Genomic DNA, 19,923 nt, shown 5'->3' with positions numbered 1-19,923 from the left:
ACGGATCGACCGGCCGAGGGTCGGGGCCAGGGTTCAGTAGTTCCCGGTCGAGACGATCGGTGGCGCACCGTGAGGGCCGTACGGTGCGTCGTCGAGCCACTCGCCGGCAGTCTCGAAGTAGTCGGCCATCTCGGCGGCCGCCTCCTTTCGGAGTACCGTCACCGGATCGTCGCCCTGGAGATACTCGAGCGCCTGCCCGGCCGCGTTGAGGTTGTATTCGGCTGCCTTCTCGCGTCGCGCCGCGTACAGCTCTACTTCGTCACGGGCGACCGCGTTCGTTCGGGCACTGAGTGCCACAGCGATCGCGGACGCCGCCTCGTCCGCGTCGGCGATACCGGAGTTCATCCCGCGGGCACCGAACGGTGCCAGCAGGTGGGCCGCCTCGCCGGCGAGCATCACGCGACGGTGCTCGTCGACGAATGTGTCCGCCATCACCTGAAGGAAGTAGTAACTCGAGACCCACTTCAGCTTGTCCACGTACTCTTCGCCCATGACGTCGCGGACGAATTCCCGCATCTGCTCGTCGTTGCTGAGTTCCTCGGGATCGTCGCCTTCGATACACTGGATGTCGAGTCGCCAGCCGCCGGTGAACGGAACGAGCAACACGTTCCGACCGTCGGCCTCCGGCGCGTCGTAGTGAAACATCCGCTCGAGGCCCGGATGGCCGTCCTCGATCTCCTCGTCCTCGACATCGGCGATGATGAAGGCGTTCTCGGACTGGTCGCCCTCGAAGTTCGCGCCGATCTCCTTGCGAACGGTAGAGCCACCGCCGTCGGAACCGACCAGGTACTCGGCGTCCCACTCGCGGCCGTCGGCGGTCACGACGTGGACGCCGTCGGTCGACGTCTCAACGGTCTCGACTTCGGCTTCCCAGTGGATATCGACGCCGATGTCCTGCAGCGCGCCGTGCATGTACTGCTCGGTGACGACCTGCGGGACGCTGGTGAAGTGGGGGATGTCCCCGGAGCCGCCGGGTGAATCGTAGGTCCGGCTGAACACTTCCTTCCCGCGGTACAGCGTGCGCCGCGTCGGCCAGACGAGCCCCTCCTCGACGAGGTCGGCTCCCAGCCCCGGATGGATTTTCTCGAGCGTCCGAAGCGTCGATCCGTGGACGTAGATGGCTCGGCTCCCGGATCGATCTCGATCTTCCGGTTCGGCCTCGAGGATCTCGGCCTCGATTCCCCGTGCGTGCAACGCGAGTGCTGCCGTCATACCGACTGGCCCGGCACCAGCGACCAGTACCGGCGCGTCGTTCGTATCACCGCTCATGTTGAAGAGTGACGTAATACGGTGTCATAGTAGTTGTGGTCGTCCACTGCGACCCAGTTTGGATGTGACTACTCTCGAGATTAGTGCGTATTAGTATTACACCGAACGAAATATGCGTTCGTCGGCTACTCACACCGGATTCGTAACCGGGAACGACGGGATCTGGTCCGCGTCACGATCACCAGAAGACCGAATCGGCGGGAATCAGCGGTTCAAAACGGGTATTCGCGCTGTTCGTGCATGACCGACGTCCACTTCGTTCGGGTGAACTTCCGAAGGATCGCGTCGGCGTTGTACCGGCCCATTCCGGATTCTTTGACCCCGCCGAAGGGGATGTGTGGCTCGTCGTTGATCGGCTGATCGTTGATGTGGATCATGCCCGTCTCGATCTCGTCGGCGATCCGTCGCGCGCGTCCGAGGTCATCCGAGTGGACCGATCCGGACAGCCCCATCCGGGTATCGTTCGCGATCTCGATCGCCTCCTCGTCGCTCGAGAACGGAATCACCGGCGCGACCGGACCGAAGTGCTCGTTACACGCGGCCGCCATCTCGTTCGTGACGTCCGAGAGGATTGTCGGCTCGACAACCAGCCCGTCGTGATCGCCGCCGGTTTCGAGGGTCGCGCCGGCGTCGACGGTCTCCTCGATGAAGGAGACGATCTTGTCCCGCTGGGACTCGTTGATCACGGGGCCGACGATAGTTTCCTCTTCTTTCGGATCACCCGTCGGAAGGCTCTCGGCGCGCTCGGTCATCACCTCGACGTACTCGTCGTAGACGTCCTCGTGGACGAGGTGGCGGTTGATCGAAATGCAGACCTGCCCCGAGTGGACAAAGCTGCCGAACGCGGCGGCGTCGGCGGCGTACTCGACGTCCGCGTCGTCGGTGACGATGTGGACGTTGTTTCCGCCGAGTTCCAGTGCGGGTTCGGTCAACTGTTCGGCCGCGCGCTTGGCGACGCGTTTGCCGATCTCCGTCGAGCCGGTAAAGGACATCACTTCGGGCACCGGGTGACCGGAGAAGTGATCGCCGATCTCCTCGTCGTCGCCGGCGACAACGTTGAGCACGCCCGGTGGGAGGCCGGCTTCCTCGAAGATGGCCGCGAGCGCGAGTCCGCCCGTGATCGGCGTGTCGGGAGCCGGTTTCAGGACGACGCTGTTACCGAGTGCGATCGCCGGCGCGACCGCGCGCATCGAGAGGTTGAACGGGAAGTTCCACGGTGTGATGACGCCGACGACGCCGACGGGGTCGCGTTCGACGATGTTCTCCTTGCCCGGGATGATCGACTTCTCGTGGCTGCCGCCGTCTCGGAACGGGAAACTCGCTGCGACGTTCATGATCCCCTCGGCGATGTGCAGTTCCGTCTCGGCTTTCAGATGCGTTCCGCCGACCTCCCGAACGATCAGGTCGACGAGTTCGTCGTGGTGGTCGTGAATCAGGGAAATCGACTGGGCGACGATGTCGGCCCGTTCCTGTGGTGGGACCTTCGCCCACTCGGTCTGTGCCTGCGCTGCGGTTTCGTACGCTTCGTCGACCACCTCCGTCCCGACCGACGGAACTTCGGTGAACGCTTCCTGCGTCGCCGGATCGACGACCTCGAGCGTCCCCGCGTCCGACGGCGACGTCCACTCGCCGCCGACGTACAGTCCCCACTCCGCGTCCGGTGCTAGCTCTGGCGTGTTACGCTCAGACATACCACTTCGAGTATTCTGGGCGTACTATTATAACTCTGCCCCACTATTCTCGGTCGCCGACGGCTGAACAGTGTGACCGCGTTTTTACGGAGCCTCGTCACGATGGCTGAGCGGTATCGGTTCGGTTTCCCGTCGGACGAACGAAGGTGACTGCGAGACGTACACACGCACGCAACCGTTTCCTCACAGCGAACGAGTTCGCAACAGTCGGATCGGGTTGCATCGCGTCCCTTCTGCAAGCGTGCTTTCGAGCGGTCGCGCCCAGACCCGGGACGCCGTACTCTCAGTAATACCGTATTGGCGATCACCGACGACCGAACCCTCTATACGCTCGAGTGCGTATACTCGCCCGAACCATGAGCGATAGCTTTCGCATCGGACTGATCGTACCGAGTTCGAACGTCACCATGGAGACGGAGATCCCGGCGATGTTACACTCGCGTCCGGATCACCTCGGCGAGGACTTCACCTTCCACTCGAGTCGAATGCGGATGCAAAGCGTCACGCAGGAGGAACTCGAGCGCATGGACGAGCAATCCGAACACTGCGCGACCTTGCTGTCGGACGCGCGGTGTGACGTCCTCGCGTACGCGTGTCTCATCGGCATCATGGCCCAAGGGCCGGGCTACCACGAGGAAAGCGAGTCCACGCTCCACCGACGGACCGTCGAGAACGACGCCGACGCGCCCGTCGTGACGAGTGCCGGTGCGCTCGTCCGCTCGCTCGAGCGTCTCGAGGCCGAGAACGTCACGTTGATCGCTCCGTATATGGAAGACCTCACCCGGACCGTGATCGACTACTTCGAGAGCGCCGGCGTCGACGTCGTCGATTACGAGACCCTCGAGTGTCCGGACAACCTCGAGGTAGCTCGCCTCGATCAGCGGAATCTGATCGACATCGCCGACGACCTCGACACCGACAGCGCCGACGCGCTGGTCCTCTCGTCGTGCGTCCAGATGCCGTCGCTGGTTTCGATACAGGCTGCGGAGGACAGGTTCGGTCTGCCGGTGTTCTCGGCGGCGACCGCGACGACTTACGAAGTCCTCGACCATCTCGGGCTCAGCACGCGGGTCCCCGGAGCGGGACGGCTCCTCGCCGGCGGCCTCAACTAAGAAACTGAGCCACGTCGAATCGATACCGCGTCTTCCGCCGGAACCGCAGAACCTTTCGACCCGATTCCGGCACCGTAACCGCCCCTTGCTCGTCGAGTAATCGCGTACTGGCTCTTGCGAACGCGGTTTCACGACACCGGTCGCGGCGTTGCCTGCGGTCTGTTTTCGGAGTAGTATACAATGACTCGTATAACAGTCAATTTCCATTACAACACCTGATAGTGGCAGGTTTTGAATTACACTACCCACTAATTAGAATATTAAACGAAAGATTGTAATGGTTACTGGATAAAGGGCTCAGTATCTAACGGATAATCGGTATCAGTTCCGCATACGTCCACTATTTACAGCCATACGAATGTAAGTAGTAGGCCACTGCTGGCCGACTTGACGGCCGGTAGACGGTCTAATGGCTGCTGGAATCGACATTTCAGATCTCGCCGTCCCGACGGGGATACGGAACCGATTCGAGAGCAGTTCCCGACCGAGTCCGGATACGCGCCGGTCGGCGTTCGGAGGGAGAGTACTGGCAGGGGTATTTGATATGTCCAAAAGCATATTGCGACCGGCGCGAGTACGGAGAGGTATGAGTTCGGACGACGAACCGCGACGGATTCAGTCCGCCGACAGAGTCTGTGACATCCTCGAGTGCGTCCGCGAAACCGGACGAACCACGGTTTCGGAGGTGTCAGACGCCATCGGCGTGACGCCGGGGACGGCTCACACCTATCTCGCGACGCTCGAGTCGCGCGGGTTCGTCGAGAAAACTGACGGGGAGTATCGTCTCGGGTTGGAACTGCTCCCCTACGGCGAACACGTCCGACTCCGGAACGACCTCTATCGAGCGGCCATGGAGGAGGTCCATCGCCTGGCACACGACATCGACGCCTGCGCACACCTGATGACGGAGTACGAAGGACAACTGCTCGTGTTACACGAGGTCTTCGGCGAAAACGCGATTGGGATGGACTTCCATCCACAGAAACGAGAGCGGCCGCAGACTTATTTACACTGCACCGCCGCGGGAAAAGCGATTCTCGCACAGCTCCCCGACTATCGGGTCGCACAGATCATCGAGGAACACGGCCTCGTCTCCTATACGCCTTCGACGATCACCGACGAAACCGAACTCGTCGACGAACTCGAGACCGTCCGAGAGCGCGGGTTCGCACTGAACGATCAGGAACAGATGCAGGGTATCCGCGCGGTCGGCGCACCGATCTACTACGGGGGCGACCGCGTACTCGGGGCGGTCAGCGTCTCCGGATCGGCGAGCGCCTGGAACGGCGACAGATTCCGCGACCGGCTCCCGGAGGCGGTCATGCGAGCCGCCAACGCCATCGAAGTCAACGTTCACTCGGCGCTCTCAGAGACGGATCAGTTCTAGTTCGATAGTCCTCGAGGCGACTCGTCGCGACTCGAGACAGAAGCACGTTCGCGGGAGCGCGCTCGATTCTCGATCGTCTCGGTTTGATATCCACAAATCGAACGCGAAAGGCCCCCAAGCGCCTATAATTAGATTCTGGAAGCAGCGAGCGGTGCCCCGACGAGCAGCGGTATATGAATCGCCGTGTGTGGTACGTTCATGCTGGAATCAGACGAGCGCCAGCCGAGACAGGAGACGTTAGATCAGTACTACGTCATCGACGGCGACTGCCACTACATGGAGTCGTTCCACGACGTCGCCGAGTACATGGAAGAGCCCTGGAAGACGAAGTTCGAGGGCAGCAACTTCGACGAGAAAGGGGCCAAGCAGAACCTGAGTTCCTTTTTCCCCTTCTCGACCGGCGACCGCCAGGCCCACGGGAAGGTCACCCGCGAACACTCCTCGTACCCCGACGCGCCCGAGACACCGGAGCGCATTCGAGAGGGGATGGAGTCGATCGGCGTCGACGAGACGCTGCTGATCTCGCATCTCATCCTCGCCGGCGCGGGGACGACCGCCGACGACGACCGTCAGAGCGCCTTCGCGAAGGCGTATGTCGAGTACATGCTCGAGGAAGTCCTCGACCCCGACGACGGCGTCCATGGACTCGCCCCAGTTCCCTACGGTGACCTCGAGGCCTCGCTCGAGATCCTCGATCGCATCGAGGACGAAGACGCGTACGCCGGCGTCTGTTTCGTCACCGCCGGCGCGACGCCGCCGCTGGGCAACCGCAAGTACGATCCGCTCTACGAGCGCTGCGAGGAGCTGGGACTCCCGGCGGTCTTCCACACCGGCGGCGCCGGCCTCGACGAGTACGTCCGCGCGGGCTACCAGGAGATGATCGAGACGCACACGCTGGGCTTCCTCGAGTCGAACATGTCCCAGATCGTCAGCCTCGTCTGTCAGGGCGTTCCCGAGAAGTTCCCCGACCTGGATATCGTCTTCATGGAGTCGGGGGTCACCTACCTCCCTGGCCTGATGACGCGTCTCGACGAAGAGTACCTCAAGCGACCCGAGGAGGCCCCACTGCTCGAGAAGAAACCCGGCGAGTATATTTCCGACTTCTACTACGGCACCCAGCCGCTGGAGGTGTCGGCCGAACCGAGCTACCTCGAGGACTGCTTCGAGATGATCGGGACGGACAGTCTGATGTACGCCTCGGACTACCCTCACTGGGATTACGACCGGCCGACGACGGTCACCGATCTCCCCTTCCTCTCGGAAGACGAGAAGAAACAGATCCTCTCGGAGAACGCGAAGGAGGTGTTCGGCCTGTGAGTACCGCGGAGTTGGTCGAGGTGAAAGCCGACGCCGAGTTCGCAGACGGCGATCGCGAACTCGTCGAGATCGACGGCGTTCAGGTCGGCGTACTCCGAGTCGACGGCGAGTACTACGCGGTCCGGAACCGATGTCTCCACGACTGTGGCCCGGTCGCCGAGGGTGCAGTCGGCAAGAAACTTGTCGGCGAGTTCGTCGAACCCGGGAAACGCGTCGAGAAGGACTACGCCGACGACGAGCCGATCATCTCCTGTCCGTGGCACGGCTGGTCGTACGACCTTGAGTCGGGCGAGCAACTGGCCGACGACGACATCGTCCTCCCGACGTATGACGTCGTCGTCGAGGGCGGCATCGTCTACGTGGACGGACAGCGGTCCTGAACCTCGAGCGGCTGATCGACAGCGCTGTTTTCGGTCGTTCGGACACCGACGCGAGGGTTTGGGTACTCGAGTGGGGTGAGCGACGAGCGACTCGGGACCGCAGCCTCAGAGGAGTCCCGCGTACGCAGCGGCGTGGACCAGGACTGCGGAGACGGGGATGAGGAGCGCGGTTCGGAGGACCAACAGGACGAACAGATCGCGGAACCGCATCGGGATGTCGTCGAACATGTCGACCATCATCGGGGCCGACGCGGCGAAGAAGATCGCCTGCCCGCTCGTGACGACGACGACGAACACCTGCGTAATGACGTCTGCTTCGACGGCGAACGTCGCGCCGATGAAGTACTCCGCGCCGCCGAGAATAATCCCGATCGCGGCCGTCTGTGGATCCGGAATGCCGAGAATCGTCATGAGCGGGACGAACGGGGCAGCGACGTACTCGAAGAACGCCGTGTTCTGTTCGATCAGGAGAACGGCCATCGCGATCGTCAGGACGGTGCCGACGATCATCCCGGCCAGTTTCGCGCCGTCGATAAAGCCAACGAGCGACGCGCGCGGGATCGAGTCGCCTTCTTTTGCAGTCCGGACGCCTTCGTTGAACGCGAATCGGACGTATTCGCCGACGGTCCCGGTGAACTGCGGTTCCGGATCCGGCGATGCGATGTACTCTTCCGGTATCGTCGAGAGAGGCGGGATGCGGACGAGAATCGCCGCGACGATGAGGGTCGTGATGACGTACAGCAGGATGATGATCGGAAAGAGGTGCAGGAGGTCGAGGACGGCGGTGACTGCCCCGACCGTTCCCAGGTTCGCGGTCGCGAAACAGGTACAGATCGCGAACACCTCGCGTTTGTTGTACCCGCCCCGATCGAAGACGTTCCGAGTGAGGTAGTACCCGATACTAAAGGAGCCGAGCCACGACGCCGCACTGTCGAGGGCCGACCGACCGGGGAGGTTGAATAGCGGGCGCATGATCGGCTGGGCGAGCGTGCCGATGAACTGGAGCCCACCGAGTTCAGCGAGCAGGTTCACGAAGATCGCGCCCAGCGGAATCACGAGTGCGATCGTGATCACGAGCGCCCCCCAGGCGGTCGCGACGACCGGCTCGGTGAATACCCAGTCGGGGCCGTCGCCGAGGAGGATCGCCACTGCGAGGAAGACAGCGATCACTCGAAGCGCCCAGAACAGCTTTGACGTCCGCCAGTAGTCCAATTGGAGCAGCGTCTCCATCCGCTCGCTGACGGTAATCGTTTCGCGGTAATGGAGTTCCGAAACCGTCGTCAGAATTCCGCCCGCGGCAATGAGCGCGAGCGCGAACAGTTCGACGGCGAGCATCGACGCATCTTGAATGAGCGTCATCATGACATCGAGCGGAATCGTCGTCTGGCCCTCCCATTGAACCGGGAAGAGGAAGACGAACCCACCGGTCAGAAACGCGACGATGAACTTGAGCGTGGGCTTCCACCCTCTATCGATGAAATCGACGTCGTCGATCGATTTCTCCTCGGGGGATACTGACTCACCAGATATGTCTTCGTCATCTTCCCAGCTCTGACTACCGAACATAGTTCGCCAGATTGTGCCATGGGTCATAAAAACACCGATCATATGTTCCCAGACATATTACTGTAACAATCATAATATACCTACGGTTTCCGACGGGGACGGTGTATTAATACTGGGGTGGGTGGAAAAATGGCGGTAGTGGAACGCGAGCCACAGAGACGCGATCGAGTTAGCAGAGACCAGTAGTACGAAGCCGTCTCGGAAAATCAGTATCGGGCGGCTGCGCTCACGCAGTTCTCCTCGAGGGGTATCGTCGAAGCCGCCGAAACGCCGGAGAGAACATCAGTTGTTCGCCGTGCTGAGCAACACCGGACAGTCTGACTTCAGGGCGATGTCCTGCGTGACGCTCCCGAAGAGCGCCTTTCCGGTCGGCGACCGTTTTCGCCTGGCGAGGCTGATGACGTCGGCGTCGATTGCCGCAGCTTTTTCCAGAATCGCTCGCGAGGCGTCGCCGCTGGACTGTGCGATTTCGACGGTGAATCCCGCCTCCTCGAGCCGTTCGACGGCCGCCGTGACCGACTTGAGATTCGCGGCGTTCGCCCCGTCGTCGTCCCCCCGAAAGACGTGATAGACGACGACCCGCGTCTGGTCTGCCTCTAAGGGCAACGAAGTTAGCGATTCGACCTGTTCTTTCGCCCGTTCGACGTCCGTATCGATGCTAAGTAGGATCGTTTTCATTGTCATGGTAGTGTCGTATACGGTGGTTCGTGGATCGGTCGACTCAATCGCTTCCCGACACCGTTTCGTATAGTTAACCATTAATTCCCATCGGTATATGCCTTTTTGCTGTGGGTTGTGACGACAGCAGTGGGCAGAATCGAACGATATCCCGAATACTGAGGGCCGAGGTGCGATGATCAGTAGTACGCAATACCGGCCTCGAGTCCGCGACTCGGACGTAGTTTTTTGTGGGATACCGACCCACGAGTAGGTATGACAACTGCTGAAGCGCAGACAACAGCACTCGAGGAACTCGTCGACGACCTCTTGATCCGAGACGCGGAGACCCACAGGGAGGCACTCGAAGCGATCGCGACCAAAGGCGATAGCCGCGTCGTCCCACACCTGATCGAGGTCCTGATGATCGACGAGATCGGGGGCAACTGGTCTCAGTTCGGCTTCCCGGAGGTGCTGCGGGACCACAGTCCGCCGCGGTACCTCGAACTCCCGGAGGCTCGCTGGCCGGGCGTCCGCGACGCATTGCAGGCCGTCACCGAACCCGATTACGATTCCAAGTACGCCTGGGTCGAGTGGGAGAGCTGGTACTCACAGCAGGCGATCGAACCGCTCGCGGGGTTCGACGAGTGGAAACTGCAACTCTACCGGTCGTATCTCCCGCCGGTGGGTCGACTGCTCGACGTTGAATCGCGGACGTTCGACCTTCGGGACGTCCGCTGGGGGAACTGCGATCCGTCGTTTCTCGCGGCGTGTAACGAACCCGATTTCGTTCCCGGCGACGCCGTATCGACGGATGCGGAACGCGACGACGCGACGACCGACGCGGACCGTGACGACGGCGAGTACGAGCGGTACCTCGAGCCGGATGCCACCGTCTTCGGGTTCACCGTCGACGACACCGCGTACGCGATCCCGCGGTGGGTGTTGTTCCCGCACGAACTCGCGAACCTGACGGTCGAGGGAACGCCGCTCACGCTCACCTACTGTACGCTCTGTAACGCCCCGATCGTCTACGACCGTCGCGTCGGCGATCGGACGTTAACGTTCAACAACTCGGGAATGTTGCTCGAGGGGAACAAGATCATGTTTGACGAGGAGACCGAGAGCCTCTGGAGCCAGCACCGCGGCGTGTCGATCGCGGGGAAGTACCTCGAGGCCGACTCCGAACTGCGCCTCGACGTCCGACCCGTCACGCAGACGACGTGGGCCGAGTGGCGCGAGGCCCACCCCGAGACGCTGGCGCTCGATATCGACACCGGCTACGACTTCGACTATCGCTTCTACGAGGACAACATCGGCTTCTTCCGGCACTACTGGAACGACGAGCGCGCGATCCAGCCGGGCGTAGAGACCGCTGACGGGGCGCTATCGGAGAAGACCGACGTCTACGGCGTGACGGCCGACGACGGAACGACCGTCCACGTCTATCCGATCCAGGAGATCGACGAAGACACCGTCGAGACCGACGAAATCGACGCCCGAACGGTGGTCGTCCTTCGGGACGCCACGAACGACGTCGCCGTCTACGAGGCGCCGCCGACACCGATCGACCGCGACGGCGACACGCTCGTCGACGACGACGGCGAGCATTGGCGGATTACCCACCGCGCACTCGAGAGCGAGAGCGACGATCGAGAACTGCCTCGTGTCTCCGGCCGTCACGGCCTCTTCTTCGCGTTCCGGTCGCAGTACGAGACCGTCGAGGTCGGGCCGAACTAGGCGTCTCCGTCCCCTTCGAGTGCAGCGCGCAAGTCGTCGGGTACCGGGATCCCGCCGTCGCCGTCGACCGGGACGCAGACGCGGAACTCCGTCCCACTGAAGACGACGTCGCCGTCGTGGGTCGCTCGATAGTCGAACTGGACGCTCGACTCGCCGACGGTCGGATCCAGTTCGATTTCTACCTCGTCACCGCCGCCGACCTGGCCCTGGAAGTCGAAGTCCATCGACACGAGAGGGAGGCCGACACCGTGTCGATCGGTGAGTTCCCAGTACGGCCACCCGATCTCCTCCATGAACATGTCCGATGTCTCGTGGATCGCATCGATCATCCGCGGGTAGTGTGCGATTCCGAACGGGTCCGTATCCGAAAACCGAACGGTCCAGGTACGCGTAAAGCTCATCGATATACACTGAACGTATGGTGGGATCGATATAAAGATACTGTTGAATAGGCTGACGCCTCTCTCGGCTTTTGCGTGGTATGCAATGATAATTCCCGAGATTATATTACAGCGTGGCCTGATCCGCTCCGTTACCGCTCATTTGGAGTACGTTTATGACGATCGACCCGAAATCAAGAGACGAGATGATCAGCGAAATGCGTAGTGGAAACGTTCAGATAGGAGCGCGGACGTGTACCGACGGATCCGATCGAGGTCGCCTGATCGAGCGATGACTGCGAGTTCGAATTCCGCTCTCGAGGGCGCCGACGACAAACCGACGGCCGACGAGCGAGCGGGCTACGATTACGTCTCGGACGAGGTCGAACGGCCGGAACTGGTCGCCGACCTTCGCGAGCGGATCGACGGCGACGTACGGTTCGACACGTACACCCGACAACTGTACGCGACCGACGCGAGCGCGTATCGGGAGACGCCTATCGGCGTCGTCTTTCCGACGTCGACCGCGGATGTCGCGAGCGTCGTCTCCTACTGTGCCGACCGGGAGCTCCCCGTCCTCCCCCGCGGCGGCGGGACGAGCCTCGCGGGACAGGCGGTCAACGAAGCCATCGTCCTCGATTTCACCCGCTATATGGACGACGTCGTGTCGGTCACACCCGACGACCAGCGGGCGCGCGTCCAGTCGGGGGTCGTCCTCGAGGAACTCAACGACGCGCTCGCCCCCCACGGGCTGAAGTTCGCGCCCGATCCGGCCGCCGGCAACCGCAGCGTCATCGGCGGCGCGATCGGCAACAACTCGACGGGTGCCCACTCGCTCGTCTACGGGAAAACCGACGCGTACGTCGAGGAGTGCGAGGTCGTCCTAGCCGACGGGACAGTCGCCACGCTCGGCGAGATCGGCGTCGACGACCTGCGCGAGCGGGCCGACCCCGACGGGAGTCTCCTCGAGCGCGTCTCTGCCGAAGTCGTCCGCATCCTCGACGACGAAGCTGACGAGATCCGCGACCGCTTCCCGAGCCTGAAACGCAACGTCTCCGGCTACAACCTCGACATGCTCGTCGAGGAGGCCGAGACGGGAACGGTCAACCTCGCGCGGCTACTGGCCGGCAGCGAGGGAACGCTCGCCGTCGTCACCGAAGCTGAGGTGTCCCTCGAGCCGGTTCCGGAGACAAAGGCGGTCTCGCTGCTGTTCTACGAGAGCGTCCTCGAGGCCGTCACCGACGTCCAGTACGTCCTCGAGCACGATCCCGCGGCGGTCGAACTCGTCGACGACGTGCTGATCGGACTGGCACGAGAGACGGCCGAGTTCGAGGACATCGCGGCACTCGTCCCCGACGGTGCGCAAGCCGCCCTGCTCGTCGAGTTTTACGCCGAGGGCGCCGACCATGGGCGAGCACAGACCGGCGGTCTCCTCGTCGACCGCGTGCCTGAAAGCGACACCGAGGCTGTGCCGCCCGACGATCGGCCGAAAACCGACGAGATCTACGCCTTCGAGGGCCTCGAGGCCCACGCCGACGCCGAGCGCGAGAAGTTCTGGAAGCTCCGCAAGGCGGGGCTGCCGATCCTCCTCTCGCGAACGTCCAACGAGAAGCACATCTCCTTCATCGAGGACTGTGCGATTCCCCCGGAACACCTCCCCGAGTTCGTCGAGCGCTTCCAGTCGCTGCTCGTCGAACTGGACCGGGACGTCGACGCGGCGTTCTACGCCCACGCCGGTCCAGGAGTGCTTCACGTTCGCCCACTGGTGAACACGAAGGCCGCTCGGGACCGCGAGGGTATGATCACCATCGCCGATAGGGTGACCGACATGGTCGTCGAGTTCGGCGGGAGCGTCTCGGGCGAACACGGCGACGGCCGCGCCCGAACCCAGTGGAACCGCAAGCTCTACGGCGAGGACCTCTGGCGGACCTTCCGCGAGCTGAAGACGGCGTTCGATCCGGACTGGCTGCTCAATCCGGGGAACGTCTGCGGCGACCACGACATGACCGAGAACCTCCGGTACGACGAACGCTACGACCACGACGCCGGTTTCGATTCCGCCCTCAACTGGGACAACGAGAACGGGATGCAGGGGATGGTCGAACTCTGTCACGGCTGTGGCGGCTGTCGCGGCGACCAGGAGACCACCGGCGGCGTGATGTGTCCGACCTACCGCGCCGCGGACGAGGAGATCACCAGCACGCGCGGCCGCGCGAACCTCCTCCGGAACGCGATGAGCGGCGACCTGCCCGACGATCCCACCGACGACGAGTTCGCCGAAGAGGTACTGGACCTCTGTATCGGCTGTAAGGGCTGTGCGCGTGACTGCCCGAGCGAGGTCGACATGGCGAAGCTCAAGACGGAGGTCATGCACGCCCGTCATCAGGAGCACGGCGCCAGCCTCCGCGACAAACTCTTCGCCAACTTCGATCGACTCGCACCGCTGGGCAGTGCGCTGGCACCGCTCTCGAACCTCGCGCAGTCGCTCCCGGGAGCCGGGACGATCGCCGAGAAGACTGTCGGCATCGCCCGCGAGCGATCGCTTCCCGAATTCCACCGCGAGACCGTGCAGGACTGGTTCGAGAAGCGAGGTGGCACCGCCGCCTCGAGAGAGCGAGCGGCGGAGTCGCGAGTAGCCCGCGACGGCTCCCGCGTTCCCGAGTCCGAGGCCGAGCGGAAGGCGGTCTTCTTCGTCGACACCTACACCAACTACAGCCACCCCGCGGTCGGCAAGGCGACGGTGCGGGTCCTTGAGGCCGCCGGCGTCCACGTCGACCTTGCGAAGCGGACCGACAGCGGCCGACCGGCGCTCTCGAAGGGGTTCGTCGATCAGGCCCGCGAGACGATGCGGGCGAACGTCGCCGAACTCGCGCCCCGCGTCGACGAGGGCTGGGACATCGTCCTCGCGGAGCCCTCGGATGCGGTGATGTTCCAGTCCGACGCGCTCGATCTGCTTGGCGGGACGGGTGTCGAGTCCGTCGCGGCGAACGCTTACGGCGTCTGCGAGTACCTCGATACGTTCCGCCTCGACGAGAACGTCGACTGGGCGGCCCCGTCCGAGTCGGTGGCCTATCACGGCCACTGCCATCAGAAGGCGACGAAGAAAGACCACCACGCCGTCGGCGTTCTCCGCCGCGCGGGCTACGCCGTCGACCCGCTCGACTCGGGCTGTTGTGGCATGGCCGGCAGCTTCGGGTACGAGGCCGAGCACTACTCGCTGAGCCAGTCGATCAGCGACATCTTAGTCGACCAGATCGAGGACAGCGACGCGACTGTCGTCACGGCGCCGGGAACGTCCTGTCGCACCCAGCTCGGAGACAAGCGACTCGAGCCGGTCCCGTCGGGGAGTTCGCTCTCCGGCAGCGAACTCGACGGCGAGGAGCCGCCGACTCCGGTCGAACTGCTGGCCCACGCGCTTCCGCGGTAACGGTTCATCCGCTCCCCTCGGGTACTTCCACGATCGAAAGCGATTCGTCCACTGCTAGGCTCGAGTCCCGTACCGTGTCAGCTGCGTTTCTTGTGAGGAAACGGATGCGCCCGTTTGGCATACTATCGTTCTGTGTCACAATACCACAAGTCATCGTGAAAACGGAGCCGTAGTTGAGATTGCAGAAATTACTATAGATTCGAAAGATCATATCTCTGATGATATGTCTATTGAGATATCTGTTACCGGTCGAGTCCGATCGGGAGGAAAATGATATAAACTAACTATATGCGCGTTTCCAATGCTTTATGCGATTATTTTCGGAAGTAAGGAACCTCTCTGGAGTGCCGTCCATGACCCGCCAGACATTAATTACACTCCAGCATATCGAACTCGATATGTCTATGCGGTCCGACAGTGAGAAACTAACCAGAAGTTGCATCGACAGCGATTCGCTGACCGAACCGACCGATCGGGAAGGCGGTTCAGATCCGGACGAAAATATCGTCGTCGTCGACGACGCAATCGAACGTCCCGATGCGCTGGCCGGAGGCCTCGTGCTCGCCGGTCTCGAGGTCCCATTCCCAGAGGTGCCACGGACAGGAGACCGTACACGCCTCCGCATTGAGGCCGCCGCGTTCGCCCGTCCAGGTGTCTTCCGCGTTGATCTTCTCGTCGCCGGCCTTACACAGCGGTGCGCGCTGGTGCGAGCAGCGGTTACTGATGGCGTAGTACTCGTCGCCGGTGTTGAAGACGGCGATCTCGATGCCGCCGACGTCGTACCCCTCGCCCTCGCCTTTGGGGATGTCGCCGACCTCCGCTACCTTCGTGAATTCGTCGATGTCTGTGTTCGTATCGGTCATCGTCTTGATTCAGATGTCGAGTATTTCCCGTGCGTTGCCGCTGAGGATGCGCTCCTTGGTCCGGTCATCGAACGCTCGAGACGTGTAGAACCACGTCGGCGGATCGAGCGTCTGGTGTGGCCAGTCGCTCGAGTAGACGAACATGTCCTCGGCCATTGAGAGGTCGAGGAGGTTCTCCGCCTCGCGGGCATTGCGCGGCAGCGCGAAGGGCTGCGTACAGAGGTAGATGTTGTCCCGCAGGTACTCGCTGGGGGTTCGCTCGAGGTACGTCTCGCCGGACTCCATCTTCCGGGGCGTGATTTGGATGTCCTCGGGGTGCATCTCGTAGAATTCGTCCATCCGGTAGCGGAGGAACGGGACCCACCAGTGGCCACCCTCCTGAATCACGACGTCCAGGTCCGGGAACTTGTCGAAGACGCCGCGCATGATCATGTTAACCACGTTGACCATCGCGTGAATCGGCCAGTCGAAGCCGAGCACTTCGGTCCATGTGAGCATGTCATCCCCAATGTAGGAGTGTTGGGGCCAGTAGGCCAGCGAACCGTGGAGTAACAGCGGGAGATCGTTCTCGACGAGTGCCTCGAAGACGGGGTCAAACTGCTCGTTTCCCCACGGGACCTTCGGATCGAACCACGAGTAGGCACCGACGACGTTGTTCTCGTCGGCCACGCGCTCGATCTCCGCGACGGCGTAGTCGGGGTCCCACTTCGGGACCATCATCGAGGTATACATGCCCTCGTCGGCGAAGTGATCGAGCATGTAGTCGTTGGCCGCCTGGCAGACGGCGTTCTTCAGCACCGGATGGTGCTGGAGGTTGAGATTGTTGATCCCGGGATTGACGATCGGTTCGTCGACTGCGATCGACTCGCAGGCCTCACGGACGTCCTCGACGTACTTCGCGCGGCCCTGCGTGAACAGCCCCTCCTGGCCCTCCTTGATACCGTACGCGGCGTCCCACTTCCCCATCACCGGCGTCGCGCCGAACTCCGTGGTCAGCTTATCGTACGCGCGCTCGTCCTCGACGTACTCGAGGAGTTCGTCCTCGAGCGGATTGACGTGGAAGTCGAGATCCACGATGTCGTCGTCGAAGGCCTCCGCCGGTACCTCCGTGTCGCTATCGAGACGTTTCACTGATGACTCCATGCGACTCGTTGTACAGACCTGCCTATATTCAAGCTTCCGGTTGCTGTACAGCCGGAATAGTGGTTTTCGCCAGTTATCTGCGAGACTCTCCGTTCGGAATTTCCGAACGGCTGACGCGGAACCAATTCTCAGCGGGCGCTCACGCCGGTCCCGATTCGACCGCACGCCGTCTTTTTACAGTAATATGGGTGTAAAAAATCCGGCCGGCGTTCGGTGACTGCGAACAGCGCTCTCTGCGCGGTGATCGAGCGGCGATCCCCGGCGGCTGCGAGAAGCGACCGGCGATCAGTTCGGCGGATACTGCAGCTTCAGCTCGAGTTCGTTCGTCGCCTCGAGCAACAGCGGTTCGATCTCCTCGCGACAGCGGTCGATCGTGAGACGGTTGGCGGGCCCGGAGACGCAGATCGCTCCGTGAATCGGCTCCTCGCCCTCGCCGAGCACGGGGGCGGCGATCGCTCGCAGGCCCGTCACCGTCTCCTTGTCGTTGATCGCGATGCCCTCCTCGCGGATCGCTTCGAGTTCGACCCGCAGTTCGTCGGGATCGGTGATCGTGTGCGGCGTCCGCTCGGGGAGGCCGTGGCGATCGATGATCTCCGTGAGGCGCTCGTCGGGAAGGTGAGCCAAGATCAGTTTGCCAGTCGCGAGGTGATGTAACCGTGCCCGACCGCCGACACTCGCGTGCGTCTGGACCGCCCGCTCGCCCATCGCCTTGTCGAGATAGACGGCCTTTCCGTGTTCCTCCACGATCAGCCACGCCACTTCGTCCGTCTCGGCGGCTAGGTCCTCGAGGACCGGCCCGCTCAGCCGGGCGATCTCCCGCTCGTTCTTGACGAACATGCCGTGCTCAAGGAACTTGAGTCCGAGCTCGTACTCGTCGCCGTTCCGGATCACGTACTCGTTGTGCTCCAGCGTGGCGAGGTGGCTGTGCATCGTGCTCTTCGCGAACTCGAGTTCGTCGGCCAGCTCCGCCAGCGTGGCACCGTTCAGCGACTGCAGCGCCTCGATGATCTCGAACAGGGTGTCGGTCGTTTTGACCCGCCGATTCGGACCATCTCCCGTTTTCATATAGTGGGACTACACGCGCAGCGGGAAGTAGTTTCGGAGTAGCAGTGGAATTTGTGCAGACGAGCGCTGTATCCGACTACAACCGGCCGAAACGAGCCGCGAGCGGAATCGAACTCGGAATCCTGAGAGACGTCGGTCAGCGGTCGGACCGGTCGATTTCGGATCAGGAATAGCGGAACTTCAGGTCCAGTTCGTTGGTCGCACTGAGCAAGACGTTCGGTAACTCCTCACGGAAATAGGCCCCCGAAAGCCGGTTCGCCGGACCGGGGATTGCGATCGCCGCGACGACCTCGCCGTGGTAGAAAACCGGGGCGGCCACCGCGCGGAGACTCGACACGGACTCTTCATCGTTGAACGCGATTCCCTGTTCTCGAATTCGCTCCAACTCATCGAACAGTTCGTCCCGATCGGTGATCGTATTACTCGTCCGTTCGTCCAGTCCGTGGCGGTCGAGGATGTCCCGAATTCGACGCTCCGGATAGTGTGCGAGGATGACTTTTCCGGCAGCAGTACAGTGAATGTTCCCCCGCTCTCCAAGCGACGTCGCGGTCGGTACCGCGTGTTCGCCCGCTTCTTTCGCAACGTAGACTACCCTTCCGTGCTCTTCGATGATGAACCACGCAACCTCACCGGTCTCCGCCGCGATCGACTCGAGGACCGGTTCAATGGTATCGAGGATCTCGAGCGTCTGTTTCGTGTACGTTCCCAGCTCGTAGAACTTCATTCCGAGGCGGTACTCACCGTCGTCTGTCAGGGGGTCCCGGAGAAGTTCCCAGACCTCGACATCGTCTTCATGGAGTCCGGCGTCACCTACCTCCCCGGTCTCATTACGTGACTCGGCGAGGAGTACCTCAAACGACCCGAGGAAGCGCCACTTCTCGAGAAGAAGCCGGACGAGTACATCACTGACTTTTACTACGGTACCGAGCCACTCGAGGTGTCGGCTGATCCGAGCTATCTCGAGAATTGTTTCGAGATGATTGGAACAGACAGTCTGATGTACGCCTCCGACTACCCCCACTGGGACTACGACCGACCGAGCGCGTCGAGAAGGAATATGTAGACGACGAGTCGATCATCTCCTGTCCATGGCACGGCTGGTCGTACGACCTCGAGTCAGGCGGGCAACTCGCCGACGACGATATCGTTCTCCCGACCTACGACGTCGTTGTGGACGACGGCATCGTCTACGTGGCTGGACGGAAATAGAACGGACTGGATGCTCAGAGGGCCGACAGTGCCGGCCTCAAGTTCGTGGCACCGTCTCGGTTACCGACCGCTGTCACGGAAGCAGATGTTTGGGAACTGATAGCGTTGGTTCGGTGTTTGATATTATCTGATCGGTGGTGACGAAGTGGGGTTGGGATTCTACGCTGACTTACCGGCCACGGATGTCGAACGCATAGGGTATATTATCCGACCGTAGAAGTAGATGTTCCGACCATTCCGGAACAGAGAGGTTATAAAGCCTACACAACTCATCCATACCAACCGTGCAAAGCGTCGAAAGTCGGTAATCGGAGCCAATCATCATCATTTCCACCTATATATTTATATTAGAGTGTTTAAAAATATCAAACACGATCGTTATTTCCGCTTATATCGGAATTGCGGGATCGGTTCAGTCCACAGATCGACCGTCGAACGCTTCGAGACACCGCCGACACCGACCGCCTACGTCAGACGAACCGTTCGAACGATGGCCCGCAGAGAGGGCACAGGGGGACTCAAGTGACCCAAAAGACGGTCAACTCGGCAGAGGACTGTGATCCGTTGTCGCCAGATTTAGCGTGAGAGCGTCTTCCGCGTCGCGAACGCACCTGCCGAAGTCTCGGTAGCCTGCCATCTATGACCGATATTACCTCGGGTCGGACAGTGGATCGTTCGATCACGAGTCCGTCTTCGTAACAAAACCGGAGCGAACTC

At 61.9% G+C, this 19,923-nt stretch carries 17 protein-coding genes; 8 read left to right on the top strand and 9 right to left on the bottom strand.

Annotated features, from left to right (window positions below; genetic code table 11):
* Window positions 1–33 precede the first annotated feature (33 nt).
* Both ACSFC7_RS26480 and ACSFC7_RS26475 read right to left on the bottom strand, forming a co-directional pair.
* Window positions 34–1,269, bottom strand: a complete 1,236-nt coding sequence (locus tag ACSFC7_RS26480) for an FAD-dependent monooxygenase (RefSeq protein ID WP_436348313.1) — start codon at window positions 1,267–1,269, stop codon at window positions 34–36.
* Between the two features lie 212 nt (window positions 1,270–1,481).
* A complete protein-coding gene (locus ACSFC7_RS26475) occupies window positions 1,482–2,960 on the bottom strand; it encodes an aldehyde dehydrogenase family protein (RefSeq protein ID WP_436348311.1) in 1,479 nt (492 codons plus the stop codon).
* Window positions 2,961–3,316: 356 nt separating this feature from the next.
* Here ACSFC7_RS26475 and ACSFC7_RS26470 point away from each other — a divergent pair, with 356 nt between their 5' ends.
* The 4 genes from ACSFC7_RS26470 (at window position 3,317) to ACSFC7_RS26455 (ending at window position 7,156) form a co-directional block, all read left to right on the top strand.
* The gene (locus ACSFC7_RS26470; RefSeq protein ID WP_436348309.1) at window positions 3,317–4,072 is read left to right on the top strand and encodes a maleate cis-trans isomerase family protein; all 756 of its coding nucleotides are present in this window, start codon (window positions 3,317–3,319) and stop codon (window positions 4,070–4,072) included.
* A 586-nt stretch (window positions 4,073–4,658) separates the two neighbouring features.
* Window positions 4,659–5,459 (top strand): IclR family transcriptional regulator, encoded by an 801-nt coding sequence (locus tag ACSFC7_RS26465; protein WP_436348308.1) that lies wholly within the window; start codon window positions 4,659–4,661, stop codon window positions 5,457–5,459.
* Window positions 5,460–5,657: 198 nt separating this feature from the next.
* Window positions 5,658–6,776 (top strand): amidohydrolase family protein, encoded by a 1,119-nt coding sequence (locus ACSFC7_RS26460; RefSeq protein WP_436348306.1) that lies wholly within the window; start codon window positions 5,658–5,660, stop codon window positions 6,774–6,776.
* Window positions 6,773–7,156 (top strand): Rieske (2Fe-2S) protein, encoded by a 384-nt coding sequence (locus ACSFC7_RS26455; RefSeq protein ID WP_436348305.1) that lies wholly within the window; start codon window positions 6,773–6,775, stop codon window positions 7,154–7,156. The genes ACSFC7_RS26460 and ACSFC7_RS26455 overlap by 4 nt, the downstream gene beginning before the upstream one ends.
* Window positions 7,157–7,261: 105 nt before the next feature.
* Here the strand turns inward: ACSFC7_RS26455 and ACSFC7_RS26450 are convergent, their stop codons facing one another.
* The gene (locus ACSFC7_RS26450; protein WP_436348303.1) at window positions 7,262–8,722 is read right to left on the bottom strand and encodes a YjiH family protein; all 1,461 of its coding nucleotides are present in this window, start codon (window positions 8,720–8,722) and stop codon (window positions 7,262–7,264) included.
* Between the two features lie 282 nt (window positions 8,723–9,004).
* Window positions 9,005–9,400, bottom strand: a complete 396-nt coding sequence (locus ACSFC7_RS26445) for a universal stress protein (RefSeq protein ID WP_436348732.1) — start codon at window positions 9,398–9,400, stop codon at window positions 9,005–9,007.
* A gap of 255 nt (window positions 9,401–9,655) precedes the next feature.
* On the opposite strand from ACSFC7_RS26445, the gene ACSFC7_RS26440 reads away from it, so the two are divergent.
* A complete protein-coding gene (locus ACSFC7_RS26440) occupies window positions 9,656–11,119 on the top strand; it encodes a DUF3179 domain-containing (seleno)protein (RefSeq protein WP_436348302.1) in 1,464 nt (487 codons plus the stop codon).
* On the opposite strand, the gene ACSFC7_RS26435 is transcribed toward ACSFC7_RS26440, so the two are convergent.
* Window positions 11,116–11,520 (bottom strand): acyl-CoA thioesterase, encoded by a 405-nt coding sequence (locus ACSFC7_RS26435; RefSeq protein WP_436348301.1) that lies wholly within the window; start codon window positions 11,518–11,520, stop codon window positions 11,116–11,118. The two genes, ACSFC7_RS26440 and ACSFC7_RS26435, sit on opposite strands and share 4 nt — an antisense overlap.
* A gap of 271 nt (window positions 11,521–11,791) precedes the next feature.
* Between ACSFC7_RS26435 and ACSFC7_RS26430 the strand changes: the two genes are divergently transcribed.
* On the top strand, window positions 11,792–14,926 hold the full coding sequence (locus ACSFC7_RS26430; RefSeq protein ID WP_436348299.1) for an FAD-binding and (Fe-S)-binding domain-containing protein: 3,135 nt from the start codon (window positions 11,792–11,794) through the stop codon (window positions 14,924–14,926).
* Window positions 14,927–15,411: 485 nt separating this feature from the next.
* Here the strand turns inward: ACSFC7_RS26430 and ACSFC7_RS26425 are convergent, their stop codons facing one another.
* The 4 genes from ACSFC7_RS26425 to ACSFC7_RS26410 form a co-directional block, all read right to left on the bottom strand.
* Complete coding sequence (locus tag ACSFC7_RS26425; protein WP_436348298.1) at window positions 15,412–15,789, bottom strand: Rieske (2Fe-2S) protein; 378 nt, start codon at window positions 15,787–15,789, stop codon at window positions 15,412–15,414.
* 9 nt (window positions 15,790–15,798) lie between these two features.
* Entirely contained in the window at window positions 15,799–16,920 is a 1,122-nt protein-coding gene (locus tag ACSFC7_RS26420; RefSeq protein ID WP_436348296.1) for an amidohydrolase family protein, read from the bottom strand.
* Window positions 16,921–17,217: 297 nt separating this feature from the next.
* Window positions 17,218–17,997 (bottom strand): IclR family transcriptional regulator, encoded by a 780-nt coding sequence (locus ACSFC7_RS26415; RefSeq protein WP_436348294.1) that lies wholly within the window; start codon window positions 17,995–17,997, stop codon window positions 17,218–17,220.
* 163 nt (window positions 17,998–18,160) lie between these two features.
* Window positions 18,161–18,721, bottom strand: coding sequence for an IclR family transcriptional regulator (locus ACSFC7_RS26410; RefSeq protein ID WP_436348292.1), 561 nt, complete (start codon window positions 18,719–18,721; stop codon window positions 18,161–18,163).
* A gap of 177 nt (window positions 18,722–18,898) precedes the next feature.
* On the opposite strand from ACSFC7_RS26410, the gene ACSFC7_RS26405 reads away from it, so the two are divergent.
* Both ACSFC7_RS26405 and ACSFC7_RS26400 read left to right on the top strand, forming a co-directional pair.
* On the top strand, window positions 18,899–19,060 hold the full coding sequence (locus ACSFC7_RS26405; protein ID WP_436348731.1) for an amidohydrolase family protein: 162 nt from the start codon (window positions 18,899–18,901) through the stop codon (window positions 19,058–19,060).
* Entirely contained in the window at window positions 19,018–19,206 is a 189-nt protein-coding gene (locus tag ACSFC7_RS26400; RefSeq protein WP_436348730.1) for a Rieske (2Fe-2S) protein, read from the top strand. The genes ACSFC7_RS26405 and ACSFC7_RS26400 overlap by 43 nt, the downstream gene beginning before the upstream one ends.
* Window positions 19,207–19,923: the final 717 nt, after the last annotated feature.

It is taken from the genome of Natronorubrum halobium (assembly GCF_051351675.1).
Lineage (GTDB): Archaea > Halobacteriota > Halobacteria > Halobacteriales > Natrialbaceae > Natronorubrum.
The sequence above is the reverse complement of the archived record's forward strand: the minus strand, read 5'-3'. Positions and strand labels throughout refer to the sequence as shown.